This is a genomic window from Njordella aestuarii (genome assembly GCF_056494165.1).
This window is the reverse complement of record NZ_CM151397.1, coordinates 3,465,202-3,484,298: the sequence shown is the minus strand read 5'-3', so window position 1 is coordinate 3,484,298 and position 19,097 is coordinate 3,465,202. Positions and strand designations below refer to the sequence as shown.

Annotated in this window: 16 protein-coding genes and 1 pseudogene; 14 read left to right on the top strand and 3 right to left on the bottom strand. The window is 50.4% G+C overall.

Translation table 11 applies throughout. The annotated features are described in order from the left end of the window. Positions 1-398 precede the first annotated feature (398 nt). The 3 genes and pseudogenes from rsmH to SH451x_RS13995 all read left to right on the top strand — a co-directional run bounded on the left by rsmH (position 399) and on the right by SH451x_RS13995 (position 4,705). Entirely contained in the window at positions 399-1,421 is a 1,023-nt protein-coding gene (rsmH, locus tag SH451x_RS14005; RefSeq protein WP_479357602.1) for a 16S rRNA (cytosine(1402)-N(4))-methyltransferase RsmH, read from the top strand. A 292-nt stretch (positions 1,422-1,713) separates the two neighbouring features. Continuing rightward, positions 1,714-4,050 carry a catalase/peroxidase HPI gene (gene katG, locus SH451x_RS14000; RefSeq protein WP_479357601.1) on the top strand — a complete coding sequence of 779 codons (2,337 nt, stop codon included), beginning with the start codon at positions 1,714-1,716 and terminating at the stop codon, positions 4,048-4,050. Positions 4,051-4,306: 256 nt separating this feature from the next. After that, positions 4,307-4,705: pseudogene (locus tag SH451x_RS13995) on the top strand (GxxExxY protein). A gap of 815 nt (positions 4,706-5,520) precedes the next feature. On the opposite strand, the gene SH451x_RS13990 reads toward SH451x_RS13995, so the two are convergent. Both SH451x_RS13990 and SH451x_RS13985 read right to left on the bottom strand, forming a co-directional pair. Then, positions 5,521-6,375, bottom strand: coding sequence for a YciI family protein (locus tag SH451x_RS13990; protein ID WP_479357600.1), 855 nt, complete (start codon positions 6,373-6,375; stop codon positions 5,521-5,523). 47 nt (positions 6,376-6,422) lie between these two features. After that, positions 6,423-6,902, bottom strand: coding sequence for a DUF1579 domain-containing protein (locus tag SH451x_RS13985; protein WP_479357599.1), 480 nt, complete (start codon positions 6,900-6,902; stop codon positions 6,423-6,425). 238 nt (positions 6,903-7,140) lie between these two features. Here SH451x_RS13985 and SH451x_RS13980 point away from each other — a divergent pair, with 238 nt between their 5' ends. The 3 genes from SH451x_RS13980 to SH451x_RS13970 all read left to right on the top strand — a co-directional run bounded on the left by SH451x_RS13980 (position 7,141) and on the right by SH451x_RS13970 (position 9,560). Then, positions 7,141-8,118 (top strand): methyl-accepting chemotaxis protein, encoded by a 978-nt coding sequence (locus SH451x_RS13980; protein ID WP_479357598.1) that lies wholly within the window; start codon positions 7,141-7,143, stop codon positions 8,116-8,118. Positions 8,119-8,358: 240 nt separating this feature from the next. Beyond that, complete coding sequence (locus SH451x_RS13975; RefSeq protein WP_479357597.1) at positions 8,359-9,144, top strand: Crp/Fnr family transcriptional regulator; 786 nt, start codon at positions 8,359-8,361, stop codon at positions 9,142-9,144. A gap of 29 nt (positions 9,145-9,173) precedes the next feature. Next, a complete protein-coding gene (locus SH451x_RS13970) occupies positions 9,174-9,560 on the top strand; it encodes a zf-HC2 domain-containing protein (protein WP_479357596.1) in 387 nt (128 codons plus the stop codon). Positions 9,561-9,635: 75 nt separating this feature from the next. Here SH451x_RS13970 and SH451x_RS13965 read toward each other — a convergent pair whose 3' ends face one another. Beyond that, positions 9,636-12,080 carry a TonB-dependent receptor gene (locus tag SH451x_RS13965; protein ID WP_479357595.1) on the bottom strand — a complete coding sequence of 815 codons (2,445 nt, stop codon included), beginning with the start codon at positions 12,078-12,080 and terminating at the stop codon, positions 9,636-9,638. Positions 12,081-12,364: 284 nt separating this feature from the next. On the opposite strand from SH451x_RS13965, the gene SH451x_RS13960 reads away from it, so the two are divergent. From SH451x_RS13960 to SH451x_RS13925, 8 genes are all read left to right on the top strand, one after another. Next, positions 12,365-12,526, top strand: a complete 162-nt coding sequence (locus SH451x_RS13960; protein WP_479357594.1) for a hypothetical protein — start codon at positions 12,365-12,367, stop codon at positions 12,524-12,526. After that, positions 12,510-12,719, top strand: coding sequence for a hemin uptake protein HemP (locus SH451x_RS13955; RefSeq protein ID WP_479357593.1), 210 nt, complete (start codon positions 12,510-12,512; stop codon positions 12,717-12,719). Before SH451x_RS13960 ends, SH451x_RS13955 begins: the two co-directional genes overlap by 17 nt. A 216-nt stretch (positions 12,720-12,935) precedes the next feature. Further along, the gene (locus tag SH451x_RS13950) at positions 12,936-13,562 is read left to right on the top strand and encodes an energy transducer TonB (protein WP_479357592.1); all 627 of its coding nucleotides are present in this window, start codon (positions 12,936-12,938) and stop codon (positions 13,560-13,562) included. A 169-nt stretch (positions 13,563-13,731) separates the two neighbouring features. Beyond that, a complete protein-coding gene (locus SH451x_RS13945) occupies positions 13,732-15,129 on the top strand; it encodes a UTP--glucose-1-phosphate uridylyltransferase (protein ID WP_479357591.1) in 1,398 nt (465 codons plus the stop codon). A gap of 34 nt (positions 15,130-15,163) precedes the next feature. After that, positions 15,164-16,243 carry a mannose-1-phosphate guanylyltransferase gene (locus tag SH451x_RS13940; RefSeq protein WP_479357590.1) on the top strand — a complete coding sequence of 360 codons (1,080 nt, stop codon included), beginning with the start codon at positions 15,164-15,166 and terminating at the stop codon, positions 16,241-16,243. A gap of 39 nt (positions 16,244-16,282) precedes the next feature. Continuing rightward, on the top strand, positions 16,283-16,828 hold the full coding sequence (gene ruvX / locus SH451x_RS13935) for a Holliday junction resolvase RuvX (RefSeq protein WP_479357589.1): 546 nt from the start codon (positions 16,283-16,285) through the stop codon (positions 16,826-16,828). 36 nt (positions 16,829-16,864) lie between these two features. Next, complete coding sequence (locus SH451x_RS13930; protein ID WP_479357588.1) at positions 16,865-17,617, top strand: (Fe-S)-binding protein; 753 nt, start codon at positions 16,865-16,867, stop codon at positions 17,615-17,617. Positions 17,618-17,619: 2 nt separating this feature from the next. Next, entirely contained in the window at positions 17,620-19,071 is a 1,452-nt protein-coding gene (locus SH451x_RS13925) for a lactate utilization protein B (RefSeq protein WP_479357587.1), read from the top strand. The last annotated feature ends 26 nt before the right edge of the window (positions 19,072-19,097 follow it).

The window sequence follows — 19,097 nt, the reverse complement described above, 5'->3', positions numbered from 1 at the left end:
TGCGCTCGCAGGCCGAAAGTGGAAGTCGGGATTATTTGGAAAAAACTCTTTGGTAGTCGCAAACCGTTGGCACGTCGAGACCTACGTCTTGTGGAACCCTCCGAGTTACGGTGCTGAGGGCGATTTCCAAGGTTGACTGGAGCGGCTGGTTGAGTATCCTTGTCGTGCAACACCACATCGGTCAAAGACAGATATTTCGCCGTGGTTGGGAGCACAGAAGTTCGCTTTTAAAAGTTGTCGAGAGCTTGCGGCCACGGGCTTTCACAACTGAACCAATCTGAGAAGCAGCAGTAATTGGTTCGTTCCGGATCTCTGTAACCCAACCACGGTTTTTTGTTGCTCTTTCGGATGTCGGTACTCTACTTCACATCCTCAATTTTCAGTACGGGCGATCTTGTATGTCGATTCCGACTACAGTCCATGTGCCCGTTTTGAGACAGCCTATCCTAGGCTATGCTAGCGAACTAAAACCGCGCATTATCTTTGATGGGACACTTGGTGGCGGCGGTCACGCGTTGGCTTTCTCCGAAGTTATTGCCGCTGGCGGGATAGTAATTGCCGCAGATCGCGACAGCAAAGCGGTTCAGGAGTTTCGCGACAATTTCGGTAACCTGGTGAGGCGGTCATCCCGCGCGCTTGCGCTTTCCGACGTGCCGCTTGGTGATGACAAAGGGGCCGAGGATCCGGTTCGGTATTCGGTCCATCATGCAAGCTATCATCAGCTGGGAGAGATTCTTACGAAGCTCGAGCTTCCAGCCGTGGACATGATTTTGCTGGATCTGGGCTTGTCGAGTGACCAGTTGGCCGATGACGCTCGCGGGTTCTCGTTTCGCGCCCAAGGAGAGCTAGACCTGCGTTTCGACACGAGCGAAGGGGAAGCGGCTTGGGAAGTGCTTCAAAGTCACGACGAGACCGATATTGCCAACATTCTGTACCGTTACGGTGACGAGCGGTTTAGTCGTCGCATTGCTGCGAAAGTATGTCAGCAGCGGAAGACGGAACCGATTCGCACTGCACAAGCGTTTCGTGACCTGATAATGTCCTGCGTCCCTGGCTCTCGGCATGGGCGAATCGACCCGGCAACTCGAAGTTTTCAGGCACTTCGGATCTATGTTAATGACGAGCTTCAAATCCTATCCGAAGCATTGGCAGAGCTGCCGAAGTTGCTGAGTATAGGCGGGCTCTTCCAAGTGATTAGCTTTCATTCTTTGGAGGATCGGCTCGTTAAGAATGCGTTTCGCGATACGATTGATTTAGAAGTCGTTACACGGAAACCGGTCGTGGCTGATGAAGCAGAAGTTGCAATGAATTCGCGGTCACGAAGTGCAAAATTGAGAGTTGCGCGACGAATTGAAGTCAGCGAGGAAGACCGTGCTCGAGTCCGCAGTCTGGCGGAGTATCAGCGACATTCGCACTTCTAATAGGCGATTGGTTCTCTACTCAAATTTTCTGGGAAACCTCACGCGACCCACAGCTCGCTCTACCCCAGCACAAGACTCCTTCAGAGTCTGACATGGTGCTTAATGGATGGCGTTAAATAACGCCTACTGTTCGCGCCTGCGTACTAGCCTACAAGCCCTGCGGAAAGCGGAATGCATAAAACGCATTGCTGGTATAACGAATATGCATTGGCGTTATCGATCGGAAGCCCGTAGAGTGTTGTCGTAAACCACACGCTTCTTCCCACCTTAACCCAGCTTCAGGGAGTTAAATATGACCAGAAAATTTGGTTTTACAGGCGTTCTAACCAGCCTCACAGTGCTCTGCGCTTCGGCTCCACTCATGGCCCAGTCACCGCCATCCAAGACGACGACCTCGGGCATTGCAGAGCCCGACATAACGCAGTGTCCGGTGATTGGCGGTGTGCAACGTCCGGCCGAGCAACGTAATACGGCGGCTGGTGGCATGGCTAATCGTGATTGGTGGCCAAACCAGTTGAACTTGAGCATCTTGCACCAGAACTCGCCGATGGGAAATCCCCTGGGAGCAGAATTCGACTATGCGGAGGAGTTTAAAACGCTCGACTTGGCCGCAGTCAAAAAAGACATTGAGGCGTTGATGACGTCGTCGCAGGAATGGTGGCCTGCCGACTATGGGCACTACGGACCGCTTTTCATCCGGATGGCGTGGCATAGCGCCGGAACGTACCGAGTTTCAGACGGTCGTGGCGGCGCAAGCTACGGTACTCAGCGATTTGCGCCTTTGAACAGTTGGCCCGATAACGCAAACCTCGATAAGGCTCGTCGCTTGCTTTGGCCGATCAAGCAAAAGTATGGACAGAAAATTTCTTGGGCTGATCTAATGGTGCTGACGGGTAATGTAGCACTGGAATCAATGGGCTTTAAAACGTTTGGCTTTGCTGGTGGTCGACCGGACGTGTGGGAACCCCAAGAGGATATTTACTGGGGGCCCGAGAGTGAATGGCTTGGTGACATGCGTTACACCGGAGAACGTTCGCTTGAAAATCCGCTAGCGGCGGTCCAAATGGGCTTGATCTATGTCAATCCAGAAGGCCCTAATGGCAAGCCGGATCCGCTTGCATCCGCTAAGGATATTCGCGAAACGTTTGCACGCATGGCAATGAACGACGAGGAAACCGTAGCCTTGATCGCTGGTGGTCATACCTTTGGCAAAGCTCATGGAGCAGCAAGCCCTGCAGGGAAGATTGGAGCAGAGCCTGAAGGTGCCGGCATCGAAGAACAAGGGCTTGGATGGAAAAATACTCATGGAACTGGAAACGCCAGCGATACAATTACCAGTGGTTTAGAAGGAGCCTGGACGACGACTCCCACGGAATGGTCCAATGGGTATTTCGACAATCTCTTTGGTTACGATTGGGAGTTGACCAAGAGTCCAGCGGGGGCTTGGCAATGGACGCCCAAAGACGCTGTGGCACAAGGGACAGTTCCGGATGCACATGATTCTGCCAAATCACATGCACCCATGATGTTCACAACCGACATGGCGCTAAAAATGGATCCTGAATACGGCAAGATCTCAAAGCGCTTTCATGAAAACCCACAACAGTTTGCAGATGCTTTTGCGAAGGCCTGGTACAAGCTAACGCATCGCGATATGGGACCGGTCTCTCGTTGTTTGGGCCCTGAAGTGCCAGAGCCTCAGATTTGGCAAGACCCTGTTCCGCCAGTTGATCATGAATTGATCGGAGCTGCAGAAATTGCACAGCTAAAGGGCAAGATCCGTTTCGCAGGACTGTCAGTGTCCCAATTGGTATCGACAGCGTGGGCTTCCGCTTCGACCTTTCGGGGGACAGATAAACGCGGCGGAGCCAACGGAGCTCGGCTGCAACTAGCTCCGCAGAAAGATTGGGAAGTCAACAAACCTGCTGAACTCGCGAAAGTACTGGCGACGCTCGAGAAAATCCAAAAAGAGTTCAACAGTTCGCGAAGTGACAACAAACGCGTCTCTCTTGCGGATTTGATTGTACTGGCTGGATGCACTGCCGTAGAAGCTGCCGCGCATCGGGGAGGTCACGACGTGAGCGTTCCCTTTACTCCAGGACGTACAGACGCGACTCAAGAGATGACAGACGTCGAATCTTTCGCGGTGCTTGAGCCTACGACGGACGGTTTCCGGAACTTCTTTGGTTCCGAACACGATCGTCCTGCGGAGGAACTGCTGGTCAACCGGGCTCATCTGCTCACCTTGTCTGCGCCCGAGATGACGGTGCTTGTTGGAGGCTTGCGTGTGTTGAACACTAATGTCGGCTTTCCACAGCTAGGCGTATTTACAAAACGACCTGAGGCGCTCACGAATGACTTTTTCGTCAACTTACTGGATATGAGTACCGAGTGGCAAAAATCACCTGTCTGCGATCACTTTTACGAAGGACGTGATCGAAAGACTGGCCAAGTTAAGTGGACTGGGGCACGCGTGGATTTAGTTTTTGGTTCAAACTCTCAGCTGCGTGCTATCGCAGAGACATATGCATCCGACGATGCACAGGAGAAGTTCGTCGAAGACTTTGTTGCAGTTTGGAACAAAGTCATGAACTTAGATCGATTCGACTTGAATCCAGAGCTGCGTTAAGGACTTGCGATTTGGAGACGGGGCGATTCCAAAAATAGTGTTGGAATCGCCCAAGTTGCAGCTGGAATCGGATCACACTATCCGGCGATCAAAACGGCGGATATTTGACCACACGCGGCATTACGATTTGAAATTGTATTTGCCCGCGAATATCGCCAATTCACGCGAATCGGAGTTCGATCTGCAATGTCTATGAGCAAATCTTGCTTGTGTATAATCGTATGATTTGGGGATCTTCTCTAACGGAGAAACTGAAATGGCAGATTTGATTTACAAGGAAGAATGCTTCAAGATTGTTGGAGCTTGCTTCGAAGTTTACAACGACAAGGGCTGTGGTTTCCTCGAGTCGGTGTACCAGGAATGCTTGGAAATTGAAAATGAGTATCAGCATATCCCGTTCGTGCCTCAAGAGGCTCTGCGTTTGTTTTACCGGGAGAAGGAACTCAAGCAGAAATTCATCCCAGACTTTATCTGTTAAGGAAAGATCATTGTCGAGATAAAGGCTGTCAGCAAATTAGTCGACGAACATCGCGCGCAAGTCATCAACTACCTCAACGCGACTGGCTACGAACTAGGGATCTTAGTCAACTTCGGGGGACATCCGAAGCTCGAGTGGGAACGCCTGGTCCATACAAAAAAGAATCGTTACAAATAGCACGAACTTTAACCGCACACGAATGACGCGAAGCAGGGCAAGAAGTTAGCGGCCTCTGTCTTTTTCGCCAAATTCTATCCGCTTCGACTAGCGGCAAAACTGGAATTTGGAAATCCATCGCACACCTAACTTAATTCTAACTTGAATCGAGGCTCTGATGCACGTCTATGTTGAGGAGGGGGACGCTTGATTACATTTTTGTGCTGCTGTTCTTGGAACGTCCGAGTGATGTTTGGCGTTAAGACGAAGCATTCGTAAGCCAGAGCAGACAGGAATTTCATCCAAAGTCGTAACCAACGAGATCGCGTTGCTAAGTCGCACGGTAATCGAAGACAGTCGTATTTGCCCGCGAAGGTCGCCAATACCCGCGAATAAGAGTTTGTTCTATAGTCGACATGAAGGATTGCTATTCGCGTACATTTGCGTGTTTAGCGGGCAAAATCGATTTTGGAGATTTATCGTGATATTTTGCGTCAAATCTAATGCACTCGGAAGATAAACGCGGGTAGGTACTCTCTTCAAAGACGAGGTCCACGAGATCGCCGCATTACGATTTGAAATAGTATTTGCCCGCCAAATTCCGCGAATAAGAGTTTGTACTGTAATGTACATAGCTGCATGTTACTCGTGGACATGCGCGTGCTTGGCGGGCAGTGGTTTTTAGGACAAATTGAAACGGCAGTCTTATAAGAATACATCACACGACAACGGGAGATCGCCAGGCAAGCGACCGTCGCACATTTCGACGGCTTGATTTCTTCGAAGAAGAGCGGTTTCACACGGATCTTCCAGCGGACACGCTGGGGGAACATTATCTAAGGATGCGATGGTGGATTTCCTGGAACCATGACCATCCAGCCAACGTTAAATTTATCTGTTACCATACCGTAAAGTGGTGACCAAAAAGTGGGTGTCAGAGGCATGTCAATCTTACCACCTACTGCCAGGGCGTCAAAGAAGCGAATCGCATCAGCTTCGCCCGGCACCGACAGGGCCAAACGGAAACCTTCAAATTTCGATTTGTCGTCGCAGCCGTCCGAAGCCAAAATCGTCATTTTTCCCACCGAAAAATCGGCATGCATTACCTTGCTTTCGAAACCCTCTTGAAGCATGCCAGCTGGAACTGCGTCGGGGCTTTGATTGAAACGCATCATCATTCCAATTTTGGCACCAATCGCTTGTTCATAAAACTTTAGTGCTTCTTCACAACGTCCTGAGAAGAAGAGGTAGGGTTGCACAACGCTCGCTTGTGCAGCCATCGAATTCATAAGAGCCTTTTCGCTCAACGCAACTTCGCCCGTCGGGTCGGCTTCCGCAAAGTCGGACATCTCGTAAAGTGGCCTGATCTCAATATCCGAGTCTTCCAACATCGGATTGGGACATTTCTTAACCCAGTCGACAGCCTCTTGAAGCGAACCTACTTCCCATAACCAATATCCGGCGACGAGTTCCTTTGTCTCTGCAAAAGGACCATCCGTCACAGTGCGTTTTGGTCCTGAAAAGTGAACGCGAACACCATTTGAACTCGGCTTAAGCCCGTCACCGGCCTTCATTATGCCAGCCTTAACGAGTTCTTCGTTGAACTGTCCCATGTCGGTTAACAGTTTTTCACTTGGCATCCTACCAGCTTCCGAACTCTCAGATGCTTTAACCAGTACCATTACTCTCATTGTCGATTTCCTATGCTTACAGTTGAAGGATTTTAGTTGAAAAAAGTTTAAGGATTGCTACGTGTGTGAACACCATCGAGGAACTTTTGCCATTGGCCGCTGTCAGTGAGCATCTCGCTGCAGAATAACCATTTGTCCGAGTCGACGATCTCAATTGTGTCTCGGTATTTACCAATGCCGGTGCCTTCAAACTTAGGCCCTTCGCTTTCCAGTGGAAGCTTTGTGCCTGTTTCATCCAACACGCCGTGGTATGGCCAAATGTTGTTCATCATCGAACCAATGAATGTGCCGACATAGCAGTTTTTCGAAGGATCATAACCAATCGTCATAATGGAAGACCATACTGCGCCATCTTCCGAACTCCCTTCACTTTCGCAAATCAGCCAAAGTCCTCCCAGTGAGCGACAAGTCATAGTTCCTGGCGTCGTCCCAGTTGTTCCGTCCGGCATCTGGCAACGGTGTTCGAAATTCCAGCTTCCGAGAAGCTGGTTGAGCCAATTGTGTTCTGCTTGTGGAGTTGCAAACATGATTACATCAGTTCCTGAATTTGTTTTATTCCCCAGTCGATTTGGAGAGTGAATTCTAAACCATTGTCGAACAAGTATTCTTCCGGTCGACAGCGGACCGAAAGTTTTTTCCTTGCGGCACTGACTAGCTTGCTGTCTGGTCGATTTTGAATCAGGAACCACCGACACAAAGCTCGATAGATAGGAATACCCACGTCCCGTTAATTTAAGACAATTGCGCAATTGAAATAGGCGATTCATGAGCACAAAAACGATAACTTCCAGCCCGGAACTGATTGACATTCTTAGATCTGAGCATCGCGAATTGATAAGCGGTTTGGAAAATGTACAAACAGATCTCGCGCATGCTGTGGACCGAAACAAGCAAAATCTTTCGCGATTTGAAAGTATTGAGAACGCTTGTCAGTCGATGTCCGATCGTTCGGAGCACCTTGCTAATGAGTCTGCTCGACTTCAAGAATCGATTTCTGTATCACGGCGCGAAATCGAAGATACCGATTCGAAGCTTGCTGCGATCAACAAGCTGGTTGGTCTTATAGAAGGAGTTGCCGATCAAACGAAGATGCTCGCACTCAATGCTACGATTGAAGCTGCCAGGGCTGGGGAAGCAGGGAAAGGCTTCTCCGTCGTTGCAACAGAAGTAAAACAACTGTCGGAGCAAGCGAGAAGTTCGGTCGTTAAAATTCGCGAGTCGGTGCAAGAAGTCCTTGATAGTTCGAATCGTTCTGCGGGAAGATTGCGTGACATTGAAAATGAAGCGCTTGCGATTGGAGCGAATATCATGGAGTACATTCAGCAGCTTGAAGCAACGAACGCTCAAAACCGTCAAGCGGCTGGTGATTCTAGGTCGTCAAATTCGCAGGTTTTTCTCTCGTTAGCAAAACTCGATCATATCTTGTGGAAGGTTCGAACGTATTCGAGTGTTATGGAAGGAAAACCGACTTTCTCGTTCGTCGATTCGCGCAATTGTCGACTCGGAAAGTGGTATCATGAAGGGGAAGGAAAAGCGGACTTTGCAAAGACTGCGATGTACAAAAGTTTGGAAACGCCGCATGCTATGGTTCACGACAAGACGTTAGAAGTATTCGCGTTGATCGAGTCGACTCAGAACGAAAACAGCCGGCAAGCGCTCTCGCAAGCGTTGGCCGAAATGGAGGCTGCCAGCAATAAAGTCTTCCATGCACTGGACGGTATGATGAAAAGTCAAACTAATTGAATTATACACGCGGCGCACGGAATGTGATGAAGCTCACAGATTTTCTGGTTTCGCTCTGCCAGACTGCAGTACGCTTTTGATAAGCTTGTGGCAGAAGTGTTATGTGCGATATGCGTGATTTGGAAAACTTTGCTTGACAGCCAATTCAGCCTTAACAAAGTTTCAGTTGAAGCGTAAGCAACCAAGGGCTATCGTGCCAGCACTTGAACCATTAAGCCAAAGAAGGACGATGTGATTTGCATGAATCAACACTACTGGTACATCCGAAACTGCTCACTCTTTCAAATGGCGAGTGTAGAGGATTTTGAGGTTTTGGAACGAAACGCCAGGCAGCGAAAGTTTGCCAAAGGCGAAACGATATACTTGCCTCATGATATTGACGAGCAAGCCTTTCTGCTGGCCAAGGGGCGGATTCAGATCGGAACATCCACGTCAGATGGAAAGCAAGCAACGATCGCGTTTATAGAGCCCGGCGAGCTTTTTGGTGAACTTGCGCTGCTTCACAAAGGACCGCGTGAGGAACGAGCGGAAGCGACAATAGAATCGGTCGTTATAGCGATTCCCAAACCGACGCTGGTTTCGCTGATGGAACGCTCGCCGCACTTGTGTTTAGGCGTTACAAAAATGATTGGCTTGAGGCGGCAAAGGATCGAGCGTCGCCTTCGCAGTTTGCTATTCCATAACAATCGCGAAAAACTCGTTCATTTGCTCTTGGAACTAGCACAGCAGTATGGGCAACCTTCGGCCACGGGTGTCAAGCTGTCCATTCGTTTAACGCATCAAGATCTGGCAAGTATTATCGGCATAACACGCGAGAGTGTAACAATTTTGTTAGGCGAAATGAGGGCTGCGGGGATTCTGATTCGCGATGGCCAGCGCATCGAAATAGTGAATATGGAACGTTTGGCGGGGACGTTGGATTCCAAGTCGCCAACTTCGACACCCGTCGGATCATTGATGTCCAAAGCAAGTCTTCGTACAGACTCACAACTTCATTCTATCGCCGTCGCTCGTTCAACAATCTAGCCGTTGTAATTTTGGAGATTAAAACGTTCATGACAACTGAAGATATACGCAGCACACAAAAAGTCGACGAGCAGTGGACGCCATGTCCCAAGGGTACGCTTGGACAAATTGCCAAAGCAGCTAAAGCCCAGTCTCGCCGTCAATTTGCATTGAAGGTTACATCGGCCGCGGCAGCGGCGTGTGGCGTGATTACTATTGGGTGGGTCGCATTAGATTACGATGCGGCAGGCAGTCGCGATGATGATGGTTTCCACACGAGCGATCCTAAGTACGCGGGGATTCGGTGCTCGGAAGTCCTTCCTCAACTCGCTTCGTACGTACGAAACGAAGTCGACATGCAGACACGCGAGAAAATCGATGCACATCTTAAAAAATGTTCGCATTGTCGACGTGAATATGAAAAACTAATTGCTTAGCTGTTCCCAATTTGCGTCGCCGCAGCGGCTTGGTTTCGCTGCAACGACGAAGTTCTCTCACCCGCGAGAGCGAAATCAGCGCGAGTATTGGTAGCCAAAAACTGCGTTAAAGCCGGTTCCGTCTACACCGCTGCCTAACACGCGATAGTACTTGTCGGTGATGTTCTCAAGCGACAAAGAAACTTGGTTCTGGTTTAGTTTGCCGAAAGTTCGGCCGGTCCGAGCGTTCAGCGTCGCGTAGCCAGGTGTGCCGCCTGGGATGAACCGCACGTCGCTCAGGTTAACGTCGTTGTAACGATCTGCCCGGTCAACCATCCAAGTATAGATATCTAGGTATGCCTTGCGAATTGGCTCGTTGAATCGTATGCCCAATGTTCCTTGTGTCGGTGGCATTCGACTGATTGGCTCGTCGCTGGAAGTCAATTGGCCGTATGTGTAATAAAAGTTACCGTATAGTGCGACGTCGGGATTCAACAAGTACTCGCCGTTCAATTCCGTGCCATTCAAGTATGCCGTTTGATTGGTCAAGAAGTCCACACCGCCGATTGATTCGCGTGAAAGAAAACTATCGAAATCGGTCCAATATTCGACGGCTTGAAAGCGGAAGCGATCGTGGTTGAATTTTAAACCTACTTCATAGGTCAGGCTTTGCTCCGGTTCGGCCGACAGGTTACCAATCATTGGAACTGACTGATTGTTTTGCAATGATGTTTTATTCGCAGTCAAATCATCAATAGTTGGAGCGCGGAAGCCCTCATACACACCGCCGATCAAACTGAACTCGTCGGTTAATTTGTAGTTCAGTCCAACGCTTCCAATCCAATCTTGATACGTGCGGTTGAACGCGAGCGGGCCAAGTGAGCTAAAGTTCGGAGTTGCTGATATGTTGATATTCTCGTATCGCACCGAAGTAGTAGCGCTCAAGCGTTCCGTCAGAGGTACGTACCAAGAAAGGAATGTACCAACGCGATCTGCCTGGGCATCGTCAGGATACTGCGGATCAGTGGTGGCAAAAGTCGGATTTGCTGATGCAGGATTGTTGATTCGAGTGCGCGTCGAATCAATATTCTCGTCGTAATAGTCCGCACCGTAAGTGAACTTGCCGAAATCGCCTACGTCTTTCACCGCTGAAAGTGTGGTACCCCAGCCCCAAACGTTGAATTCGCCGATTTCGCGACGAGTAGGAAGTGCATTGGGATCGTTGCTCGCGAAGCGATTTTCAATCGTGCCTTCTTTCGTGCGACTTCCCGACAAAGTTGCCGAATAAGCATCAGCGAACATAATGTCTTCGCCAACCAAGCCTTCGAATCGAATATATCCTAGATCGCGTTGTTGAGGATCGAAAAACGTCGGTCGCTGAAGTGGCACAGATCCGTTCGGCGCCGGTCCCAGTACGAACGGCAAAAAGCGATCGCTGCGCCCGAGATTTTGTTGTTCGAAATGCTGGAGCGCGACCGTCATCATATGGTCATCGGAGAGCATTCGTTGAAGCTTGACATCGGCCGCGTATTGCTCATAGTCAGTTCCTGGTTGTCGACCAAGCCCGCCACCTCGATCAATTCTGCCCATATCCAAATATGAGACGCCGCCCGTAACGCCTGTCTGACCATACCACGTCGAAAAGCCGGTGCGAGTATAACTCGATGCCTCTGCGGTGCTGTAAAATTGGCTGAAGGTTGGCGTGAGGTAGTCTCCGCGAAGAGGATCAGCGGACTTTGTGACGACGTTGATGACGCCGCCAATCGCATCACTGCCCCACAAGGCCGATTCTGCACCACGGATGATCTCAATTCGCTCGATAGAGCCCGGATCAATCGTGCCCGTATACTGGTTAGGGCCAGGGCGTAGGATGCTTGTATTCATTCGAATACCATCGACGAGTACCAAGATTTGCTGACCAGTTAGGCCGCGAACAAAGGGCGAAACTTGTCCATTTCCAGTTTGTTGCAACACCACACCGACTTCGTTTTGAAGCGCTCGGAACATCGTCGTAGCTTGACGGCGATCGAGATCCTCGCGACTTACGATCGTAGCCAACTGAGGCGAGTCGAACAGGTTGGACTCGCTACGTAGAATGCTATTCAGTCCGGTCGGATTACTTGCAATGCCGCCGAACGTTTGGTTCGAGAGCGACGGGAACGAACGGTTGAACTGGAGAGATTGGTCGGCTAAGGTTGTAGGAAAATTAGAAGAGTTCGGCTGCTCGTTTTGAAAGGGCGTCGGCACTTGATCAAATCGTAGTTCGTTCGGCTGCAGCGGTTGTCCTTGGATTGAATCCAGCTCATTTCCGCTTGGTTGAGCAGACTCGTTATCCAAACGCAATTCCGGCTGAGGTTGCGGGACGGCTGGCGTTTCGTCGACAACCGGCGGACGTACTTCGATCTCTGGTAGCGTTGGTCGCGTATCAGCGTCCGCTTGATTGAGGACTGTCAGCTTTGTTTTTACTGCTGGTGGTGCCGCGTGCAAGTTGGCAGCAGCTAGCTGCAATGCGATAACTGCGAGGGGGAGCGTCTTTCTCAAGGTGATAATCCTTACTAACGAACGAACACGTGGTCGTTGCGGCTGAGCTAGACGGTGCGGTCGTTACATGTGATACGTTCTGTATTTTCGGCATCGCCAACCCGCTCCAGACTCTAAAAAAGACATCGTCGTTAAAGTTCGCCTGAACCGTACTAAGGACGTCGCGAGGCCTGTTGAAGCGGCCGAGAAACTGCCGCTTGCGACGGAATTCTCGTCGTCAGCGCAGTGCCCATCACGCACTAATGAAGCAATTCCTAGGGATTTGCTCGCTAAAACAGGTCGGAATGCGACTTGCTAATCAATTGCTGGCTGTGATTGAGACTTCGTACCCGGAGCGTTGCAAGGCAGCTCTGATGCGGGCCGTCGAGCAGTTTCTGGATTTAGCGAAGCAACTGAAGACAAGAATGGATATCTTTGCCGGAGCGATGAGTGCCAGTGGTGAGTGATGATGAACAACAAGACGCCGAACAACTTGAAAACAGGAAAACAGACAATGCCCCCAAGGGAGATAATGAGCGTCCCCTGATAGTTCAGTCAAAAGACTTATTCCAGGGCCGTCGCGAGATTTGGATTGAGCACGAGCAGAGCATGTATCGACTACGTTTAACATCGTCCGGACGAATTTATCTTACGAAGTAACTCGCCCGAGGGGTGCGATGAATAGTCCATCATAAGGCTTTCGCCTAACATATGCTCAGGGCCACGCCAATTAATTGACGCTTTAACAACGACATTCTGCTGAAACCGAATTCCTTGCCCAGCTTTTTCCGATCTGCCGCCTTTTCCATTTTTGCGCATGCGACAACCTTCGCAGTGCTGTGCGCAATACCTTCAGCGATAGATCAGCGGTTCAAGATGACTGGGGAGCAGAGCGTTATTACGATTGAGCTAAGTCTAGCAAGCGAGCCGAGTGCTGCGGCTGTCGAAATTGTGAGTCCGTCGGAGCTTGAAAGCGAGCCTCTGCCGGAGAAGCTACAGTCGCAGACGACTGATCTACAGCGCGATCCAGAAACGACAATGCGTGAAGTACCAGTCACGCTGGCAACGGCTCCGATCAAATTCGAGCCGCGACCGATAGCCATGGATATTCAGTCGGCTCAGCCCTCCCCGCCGCCCGAACCAACGGCTCGTCAGTTGGAGAAACAACTTGCGACATCATTCAATCCGGAAGTGTCGTTCGTTCAGCCGGAAGAACATTCCGCAGGTGCCGATCAAGAAACGGAAGTTGATCTGTCAGCCAATGCGCCGCCCCCCTACCCGGCTCAAGCAATCAGAGCACGTGTTGAAGGAACCGTCGTACTGCAAATTCAGGTTAGTGAAAATGGTTCGGTTACTCGAGTTACGGTGCTAGAATCAAGCGGATCGGCTGATCTTGATGACGCCGCGGTCCAGGCGGTAAGCAAATGGAGGGGCCAGCCAGCGACGCGTTTCGGTCGCCCGGTCGCGTCGACTGAGGTCCTACCCGTTAAATTTCGGTTATAGAAATTGCTCTATACCACACAAAAGTAGGGCACGCGCGCTACACTCTCGTGGGGATGGCTTTCGAATTATTCAATAAGCCTTTATGCTGTGAGCCTTTAGCGGGCGATCCTTGGTGGCGCTTGCATTCTCCTTTGCCTCGAGACGAACCGTAAACCTGCGGGCTGATTTGATGACAACCACAAGCTGGATAGAAGCATTGCGGCAGCACGATCAAGAACACTTGATCCAATACTGGGACCAACTGACTTCGAAACAGCAAGAATCGCTATCTGCGCAACTGGCGGAGATTGATTTTTCGCAGCTAAAATCGCTGTATTCAGGCAATGAAGATGCCCCCGATTGGAGCGACCTTGCGACCAAGGCAGATCAACCGCCCGCAATACGGTTGGGCCATGAACCAATCGAATTTTCAATGGCGGATGCGACTTCGGCAGGCGAAAAAGCAATTTCGCAAGGCAAGGTCGCTATGGTGCTCGCGGCTGGTGGACAAGGCACTCGGCTGGGTTTTGATCAGCCGAAAGGCATGTTTCAGATTGGGCCCCTATCGAACCGCACGCTCTTCGAAATGCATGTCGACAGGTTACGTGCGTTGATGAGTCGATACGGAGCGTCGATTCCGCTGTATATCATGACCAGTCCAGCGACTGACGCGGAAACACGTGCTTACTTCGAAAGTAACAATCGACTCGGTTTGTCCGAAAACGAGTTGCGAATTTTCTGCCAAGGCACCATGCCGGCTGTTGATGACAAGACTGGCAAAGTCCTGCTAGCTTCCCAGCACGAGATTGCTCTCAGCCCGAATGGACATGGCGGTTTGCTGGCTGCACTCGATCGCTGCGGCTGTTTAAAGGAAGCGGACGATCGCGGTATCGAGCAACTCTTTTACTTGCAGATCGACAACCCGTTGGTGCCAGTGTGCGATCCAACGATGATTGGTATTCAGATTTTGTCGAAGTCGCAGGTGTTAACACAAGTCGTCAAGAAGCGATTTCCGCTTGAGAAGGTTGGTAACGTCGTCTCCATCGACGGCCGCACTCAAATCATCGAATACAGCGATCTGCCAGCATCGGCCGCCGAGCAGAAGGCGCCTGATGGAAGTCTAAAGCTGTGGGCAGGAAACATCGCGGTGCATGTGTTTGAACGCGAGTTCTTGAAAGCAATGCGGACCAACAAAGACGCATTGCCCTTCCACCGCGCTCATAAAGCGGTTCCCTTTGTGGACGCCAATGGACAGACCATCAAGCCCAGTTCGCCGAATGCCTACAAGTTCGAGCGATTTATCTTTGACTTGCTGCCAATGGCAGAGCGGTCGATCGTGGTCGAAGGCGATGCTACCAAAGTATTTGCGCCTGTTAAGAACGCCGATGGTGCTCCAACGGATACACCGGAGGCATCGCGAAATGCAATCAGTAACCTCCATAAGTCATGGCTGGAAGAAGCAGGTGCTATCGTTGACGACGGCATCGTTGTAGAAATCCACCCAGCTTGGGCTATGGATGTGAATGACGTAAAAGCAAAAATTGAGCCTGGTCTTAAAGTTCAAAAACCTACTTACTTTCACAACTAATTTGGACAAAGCGTTCTAGGAAGTTCATCGGACTATGTTGCATGCAGTGATAATGGCTGGCGGATCAGGTACACGTTTCTGGCCCGCCTCGCGACAGTTCAAACCCAAACAATTGTTGCGAATGACCGGCGAGCGAACGATGCTACAGTCGACCTTTGATCGCCTGCAGAATCTTGTTTCACCGGAGCATGTTCTGGTTTTGACGAACGCTCAAATCTCTGAAGCGATCGCCCAGCAGATTCCAGACCTACCAGTTGAACATATTGTTGGCGAACCCTGCAAACGCGATACAGCGCCCTGTATCGGAATTGCTGCGTCGCTGATCGCGTCGGCGGACCCTGATGGCTATATGATTGTGATGCCCTCGGATCATGTCATCGAACCGCGAGAAGAATTTCATCGAACAGTTCGAGCCGGTTTAGCCTTAGTGCAACAAGATCCCAGTCGCATTGTGACATTCGGAATTAAGCCGAATTATCCAGCTGAATCTTTCGGCTATATCCAGCGCGGTGCGACGCTCGAGTCGATCGAAGAGACGTCTGCTTTCCAGGTCGAACGTTTTAGGGAGAAGCCTGACCGTGAAACAGCGCAGCAGTACGTCAACAGCGGCGATTTCTACTGGAACAGCGGCATCTTTTTGTGGAAGGCCAGCACAATCTTGGAAGCCATCCAAGCGAACGAACCGGAGATGTACGCTCACATACAGAACATCGCGAGCGCGATTGGGACCAACAATTTTACTGCGACCTTTGAACAAGAGTATGAAGCGATCAAAGGCAAATCGATCGACTTTGCCGTGATGGAACACTATAAAAACGTAGTCGTGGTCGAAACAACTTTCCGCTGGGACGATGTTGGATCGTGGCAAGCGATGGCGCGCTTGACAACTCCAGATGAAAATGGAAATGCGGTCGAGGGGCCTTATCTGCCGATCGATTCATCCGGGATGATTGTTCGCACCGAAGCCGATCATTTAATAGTGACGATAGGAACTAAAGAAATGATTGTCGTTCATACGCACGATGCCACTTTAGTCGCACCGAAGAGCGAAGAGGAACGCGTACGGGAAGTGGTACAACAATTAAATGCACTTGGGCAGCGTCGTTACCTTTAAGAATCTGATGGTGCATTGCCATTCTAAAAGAGGTGCTGGTTGTCAAACGATCCGAATTCCGACAAAAAAATGCGGGTGTTTGCCGACGACGATTCGTTGTTGCAACATCCTATCGATCAGCAGATCGGGATTACGTGGCCAGCGGAAGGTCGCATCGTCGGAATCGACTATGGCACTGTTCGGATCGGACTTTCCATTTGCGATCCTACTCGAACGTGGATCAGCCCGCTAACCACTTACAACCGCCGCAATGAACGGCTTGATGCAAAATTTTTCGTTGACCTGGTCACACTGGAAAATATCAGCGCCTGGGTCGTTGGTCTGCCGATCCACTGCGACGGGAATGAAAGTCAGAAGAGTCGGGAGGTTCGGTCGTTTGCGGATTGGTTGTACGAGCTCACTGGGAAACCGATTCGGTTTTTTGATGAGAGGTATACGACGCGGCAGGCGACAAGTATGCTGACCGAAGCAGAATTAACTAAAAAGCAACGCAAGAAACGGATCGACCGTGTCGCTGCCCACCTGATCCTTGAACACTTTTTAGAATATGATAAAGCGATGCGTGAGCGAATCTCACGGCAATAATCCCACCTCACGTTTTGACAATCTGTCACTCTCAGCATGCAAGTCGGTCTATTTATTCCGTGCTACATCGATCAGCTATATCCTGATGTAGGTCTCGCAACTGTCGAAGTTTTAGAACGCTTCGGTTGCGAATGTGACTATCCAGTCAATCAGACGTGTTGCGGCCAACCAATGGCTAACAGTGGCTGCAATGATCAAGTGGCTCCACTGGCTAAATTGTTTGTACGGAATTTTGAGAAGTACGATTATATCGTTGCACCAAGCGGTTCATGTGTGTCGATGATTCGCAATCATTACGATGAGTATTTCAAAAACGACGCGGCATTTGATCGGGTTCGTGATAATACTTACGAGTTGACCGAGTTCCTGTGCAAAATATTGAAAGTGAATTCGATTGGCGGTAATTTCAATCACAGCGTCGCGTTGCACCCTAGTTGCCATGGGTTGCGTGAACTGAGATTGGGAAAGTGTAGTGAATTGCAGGTAAAGTCGTCCGATACAGTGCGGCAACTGCTGCAATCGATCCAAGGTCTTACTTTGACGACGCTGCGGCGTGCAGACGAGTGTTGTGGTTTCGGCGGTACCTTCGCCGTTACCGAAGGCGGAGTGTCAGCGATGATGGGTAAAGATCGATTGGCAGATTTTGCCGACTCCGGAGCAACTGTGGTAACCGCCACCGATGTTAGCTGTCTTATGCATTTGCAAGGCTTATCGGCAAGGCAAAAATCCCCGCTTAAGTTCATGCATATTGCCCAGATCTTTGCTGGCCGAAACCCGGAGATGGTTTAACGATGAGCATTACGGAATCGACCGAGATCGGTTTGGATGTTAAGGCTGATCGCCTCAGAGATCTACCCATTCTACAAGGCAGAGCAGAACATCCGGAGCTTGCAGACCGCTTTGTAGAAGATGAAGATCGAGCGCACTGGCATGATGCTGCGCTGTGGTTTGTCAGGGAAAAACGCGACCGCCAGGCATCGTCAGTGCCAGAGTGGGAGACACTGCGGGGGCTGGCTGCAGAGATTAAGCAATACACGATAGCCAATTTGCCTGACTTGCTTGAACAGTTTGAGGCGAACGCTACGGCGATGGGGGCCGTGGTGCACTGGGCGAGTGACGCGGCAGAGCACAATCGTATTGTGCTTGATATTCTGCGTGCGAATTCCGTGCAACGCGTTGTTAAAAGTAAGTCGATGTTGACTGAAGAATGTCACCTCAACCCGTATCTCGAGAAAAACGGCATCGAAGTCGTCGATACTGATTTGGGTGAGTGGATTGTGCAGCTGCGTCAGGAATCGCCAAGCCATATTGTGCTTCCAGCAATTCACATCAAAAAAGAAGAAGTTGGCGAGACGTTCCACAAACACATTAATACGCCAGAGGGAAATTCAGACCCTGATTTTTTGACCAAAGCTGCTAGGAAAGAACTTCGATCGGAATTTCTAGGCGGCCAAGCTGGCATAAGCGGTGTCAACTTTGGAATTGCAGAAACAGGTGGGTTTGTTATTTGTACCAATGAGGGTAACGCCGACTTGGGTGTTTCCCTCCCGGACGTACATATCGCTTGCATGGGGATTGAAAAGCTTATACCCCGCGTCGAAGATCTTTCGGTCTTCATCCGGCTCTTGGCTAGAAGTGCGACGGGGCAGCCGATTACAACCTACACTTCACATTTCCATGGTCCACGCCCCGGTGCACAGTTACATATTGTGCTGGTCGATAATGGCCGGTCCGCGATCCGCGCTGACGAGCATTTTCGGCGATCACTCTCGTGCATCCGGTGCGGAGCCTGCATGAATACTTGCCCGGTCTACCGCCGCAGTGGCGGACACTCCTATCAATCGGCTGTTCCCGGTCCAATCGGAAGCATCCTGAATCCTGTCAGCGAACCAGAACGTTATCGATCACTCCCATTTGCATGTACGTTGTGTGGATCATGCACCGACGTTTGCCCAGTCAAAATCGACCTTCATCATCAACTGTTGCTGTTGCGTGGCAATTTGGGGAAAGCCAAAATACTTCCATGGAGCAAACGTTTCTCAATGGCGATTGCCAGTCAGTTAATGCGGCGTCCTCGACTGTTCCGAACTGTCGGCGCGATTGGTCGTTTTGTGCTTCGAAGCTCTCCTCGCTTGTTGATTTACCATCGTTGGAACCCGTGGGGGAAATCTAGGGAAATGCCGCCGTCCAGCAAGACGACTTTTCATGAACAGTTTGCCAAGCGAAAGGGCGGCAGAAGATGAAGTTGTCTGCCAGCGTAAAGTCCAAG

Bases quoted from the DNA above. Each gene is read 5' to 3' on its own strand.
- SH451x_RS13940 (WP_479357590.1), top strand. From the start codon at position 15,164: ATGTTGCATGCAGTGATAATGGCTGGCGGATCAGGTACACGTTTCTGG.
- SH451x_RS13990 (WP_479357600.1), bottom strand. From the start codon at position 6,375: ATGAGAGTAATGGTACTGGTTAAAGCATCTGAGAGTTCGGAAGCTGGT.
- SH451x_RS13985 (WP_479357599.1), bottom strand. From the start codon at position 6,902: ATGTTTGCAACTCCACAAGCAGAACACAATTGGCTCAACCAGCTTCTC.
- SH451x_RS13960 (WP_479357594.1), top strand. From the start codon at position 12,365: ATGCGACTTGCTAATCAATTGCTGGCTGTGATTGAGACTTCGTACCCG.
- SH451x_RS13980 (WP_479357598.1), top strand. From the start codon at position 7,141: ATGAGCACAAAAACGATAACTTCCAGCCCGGAACTGATTGACATTCTT.
- SH451x_RS13930 (WP_479357588.1), top strand. From the start codon at position 16,865: ATGCAAGTCGGTCTATTTATTCCGTGCTACATCGATCAGCTATATCCT.
- SH451x_RS13970 (WP_479357596.1), top strand. From the start codon at position 9,174: ATGACAACTGAAGATATACGCAGCACACAAAAAGTCGACGAGCAGTGG.
- SH451x_RS13945 (WP_479357591.1), top strand. From the start codon at position 13,732: ATGACAACCACAAGCTGGATAGAAGCATTGCGGCAGCACGATCAAGAA.
- SH451x_RS13925 (WP_479357587.1), top strand. From the start codon at position 17,620: ATGAGCATTACGGAATCGACCGAGATCGGTTTGGATGTTAAGGCTGAT.
- SH451x_RS13950 (WP_479357592.1), top strand. From the start codon at position 12,936: ATGACTGGGGAGCAGAGCGTTATTACGATTGAGCTAAGTCTAGCAAGC.
- SH451x_RS13975 (WP_479357597.1), top strand. From the start codon at position 8,359: ATGAATCAACACTACTGGTACATCCGAAACTGCTCACTCTTTCAAATG.
- rsmH (WP_479357602.1), top strand. From the start codon at position 399: ATGTCGATTCCGACTACAGTCCATGTGCCCGTTTTGAGACAGCCTATC.
- katG (WP_479357601.1), top strand. From the start codon at position 1,714: ATGACCAGAAAATTTGGTTTTACAGGCGTTCTAACCAGCCTCACAGTG.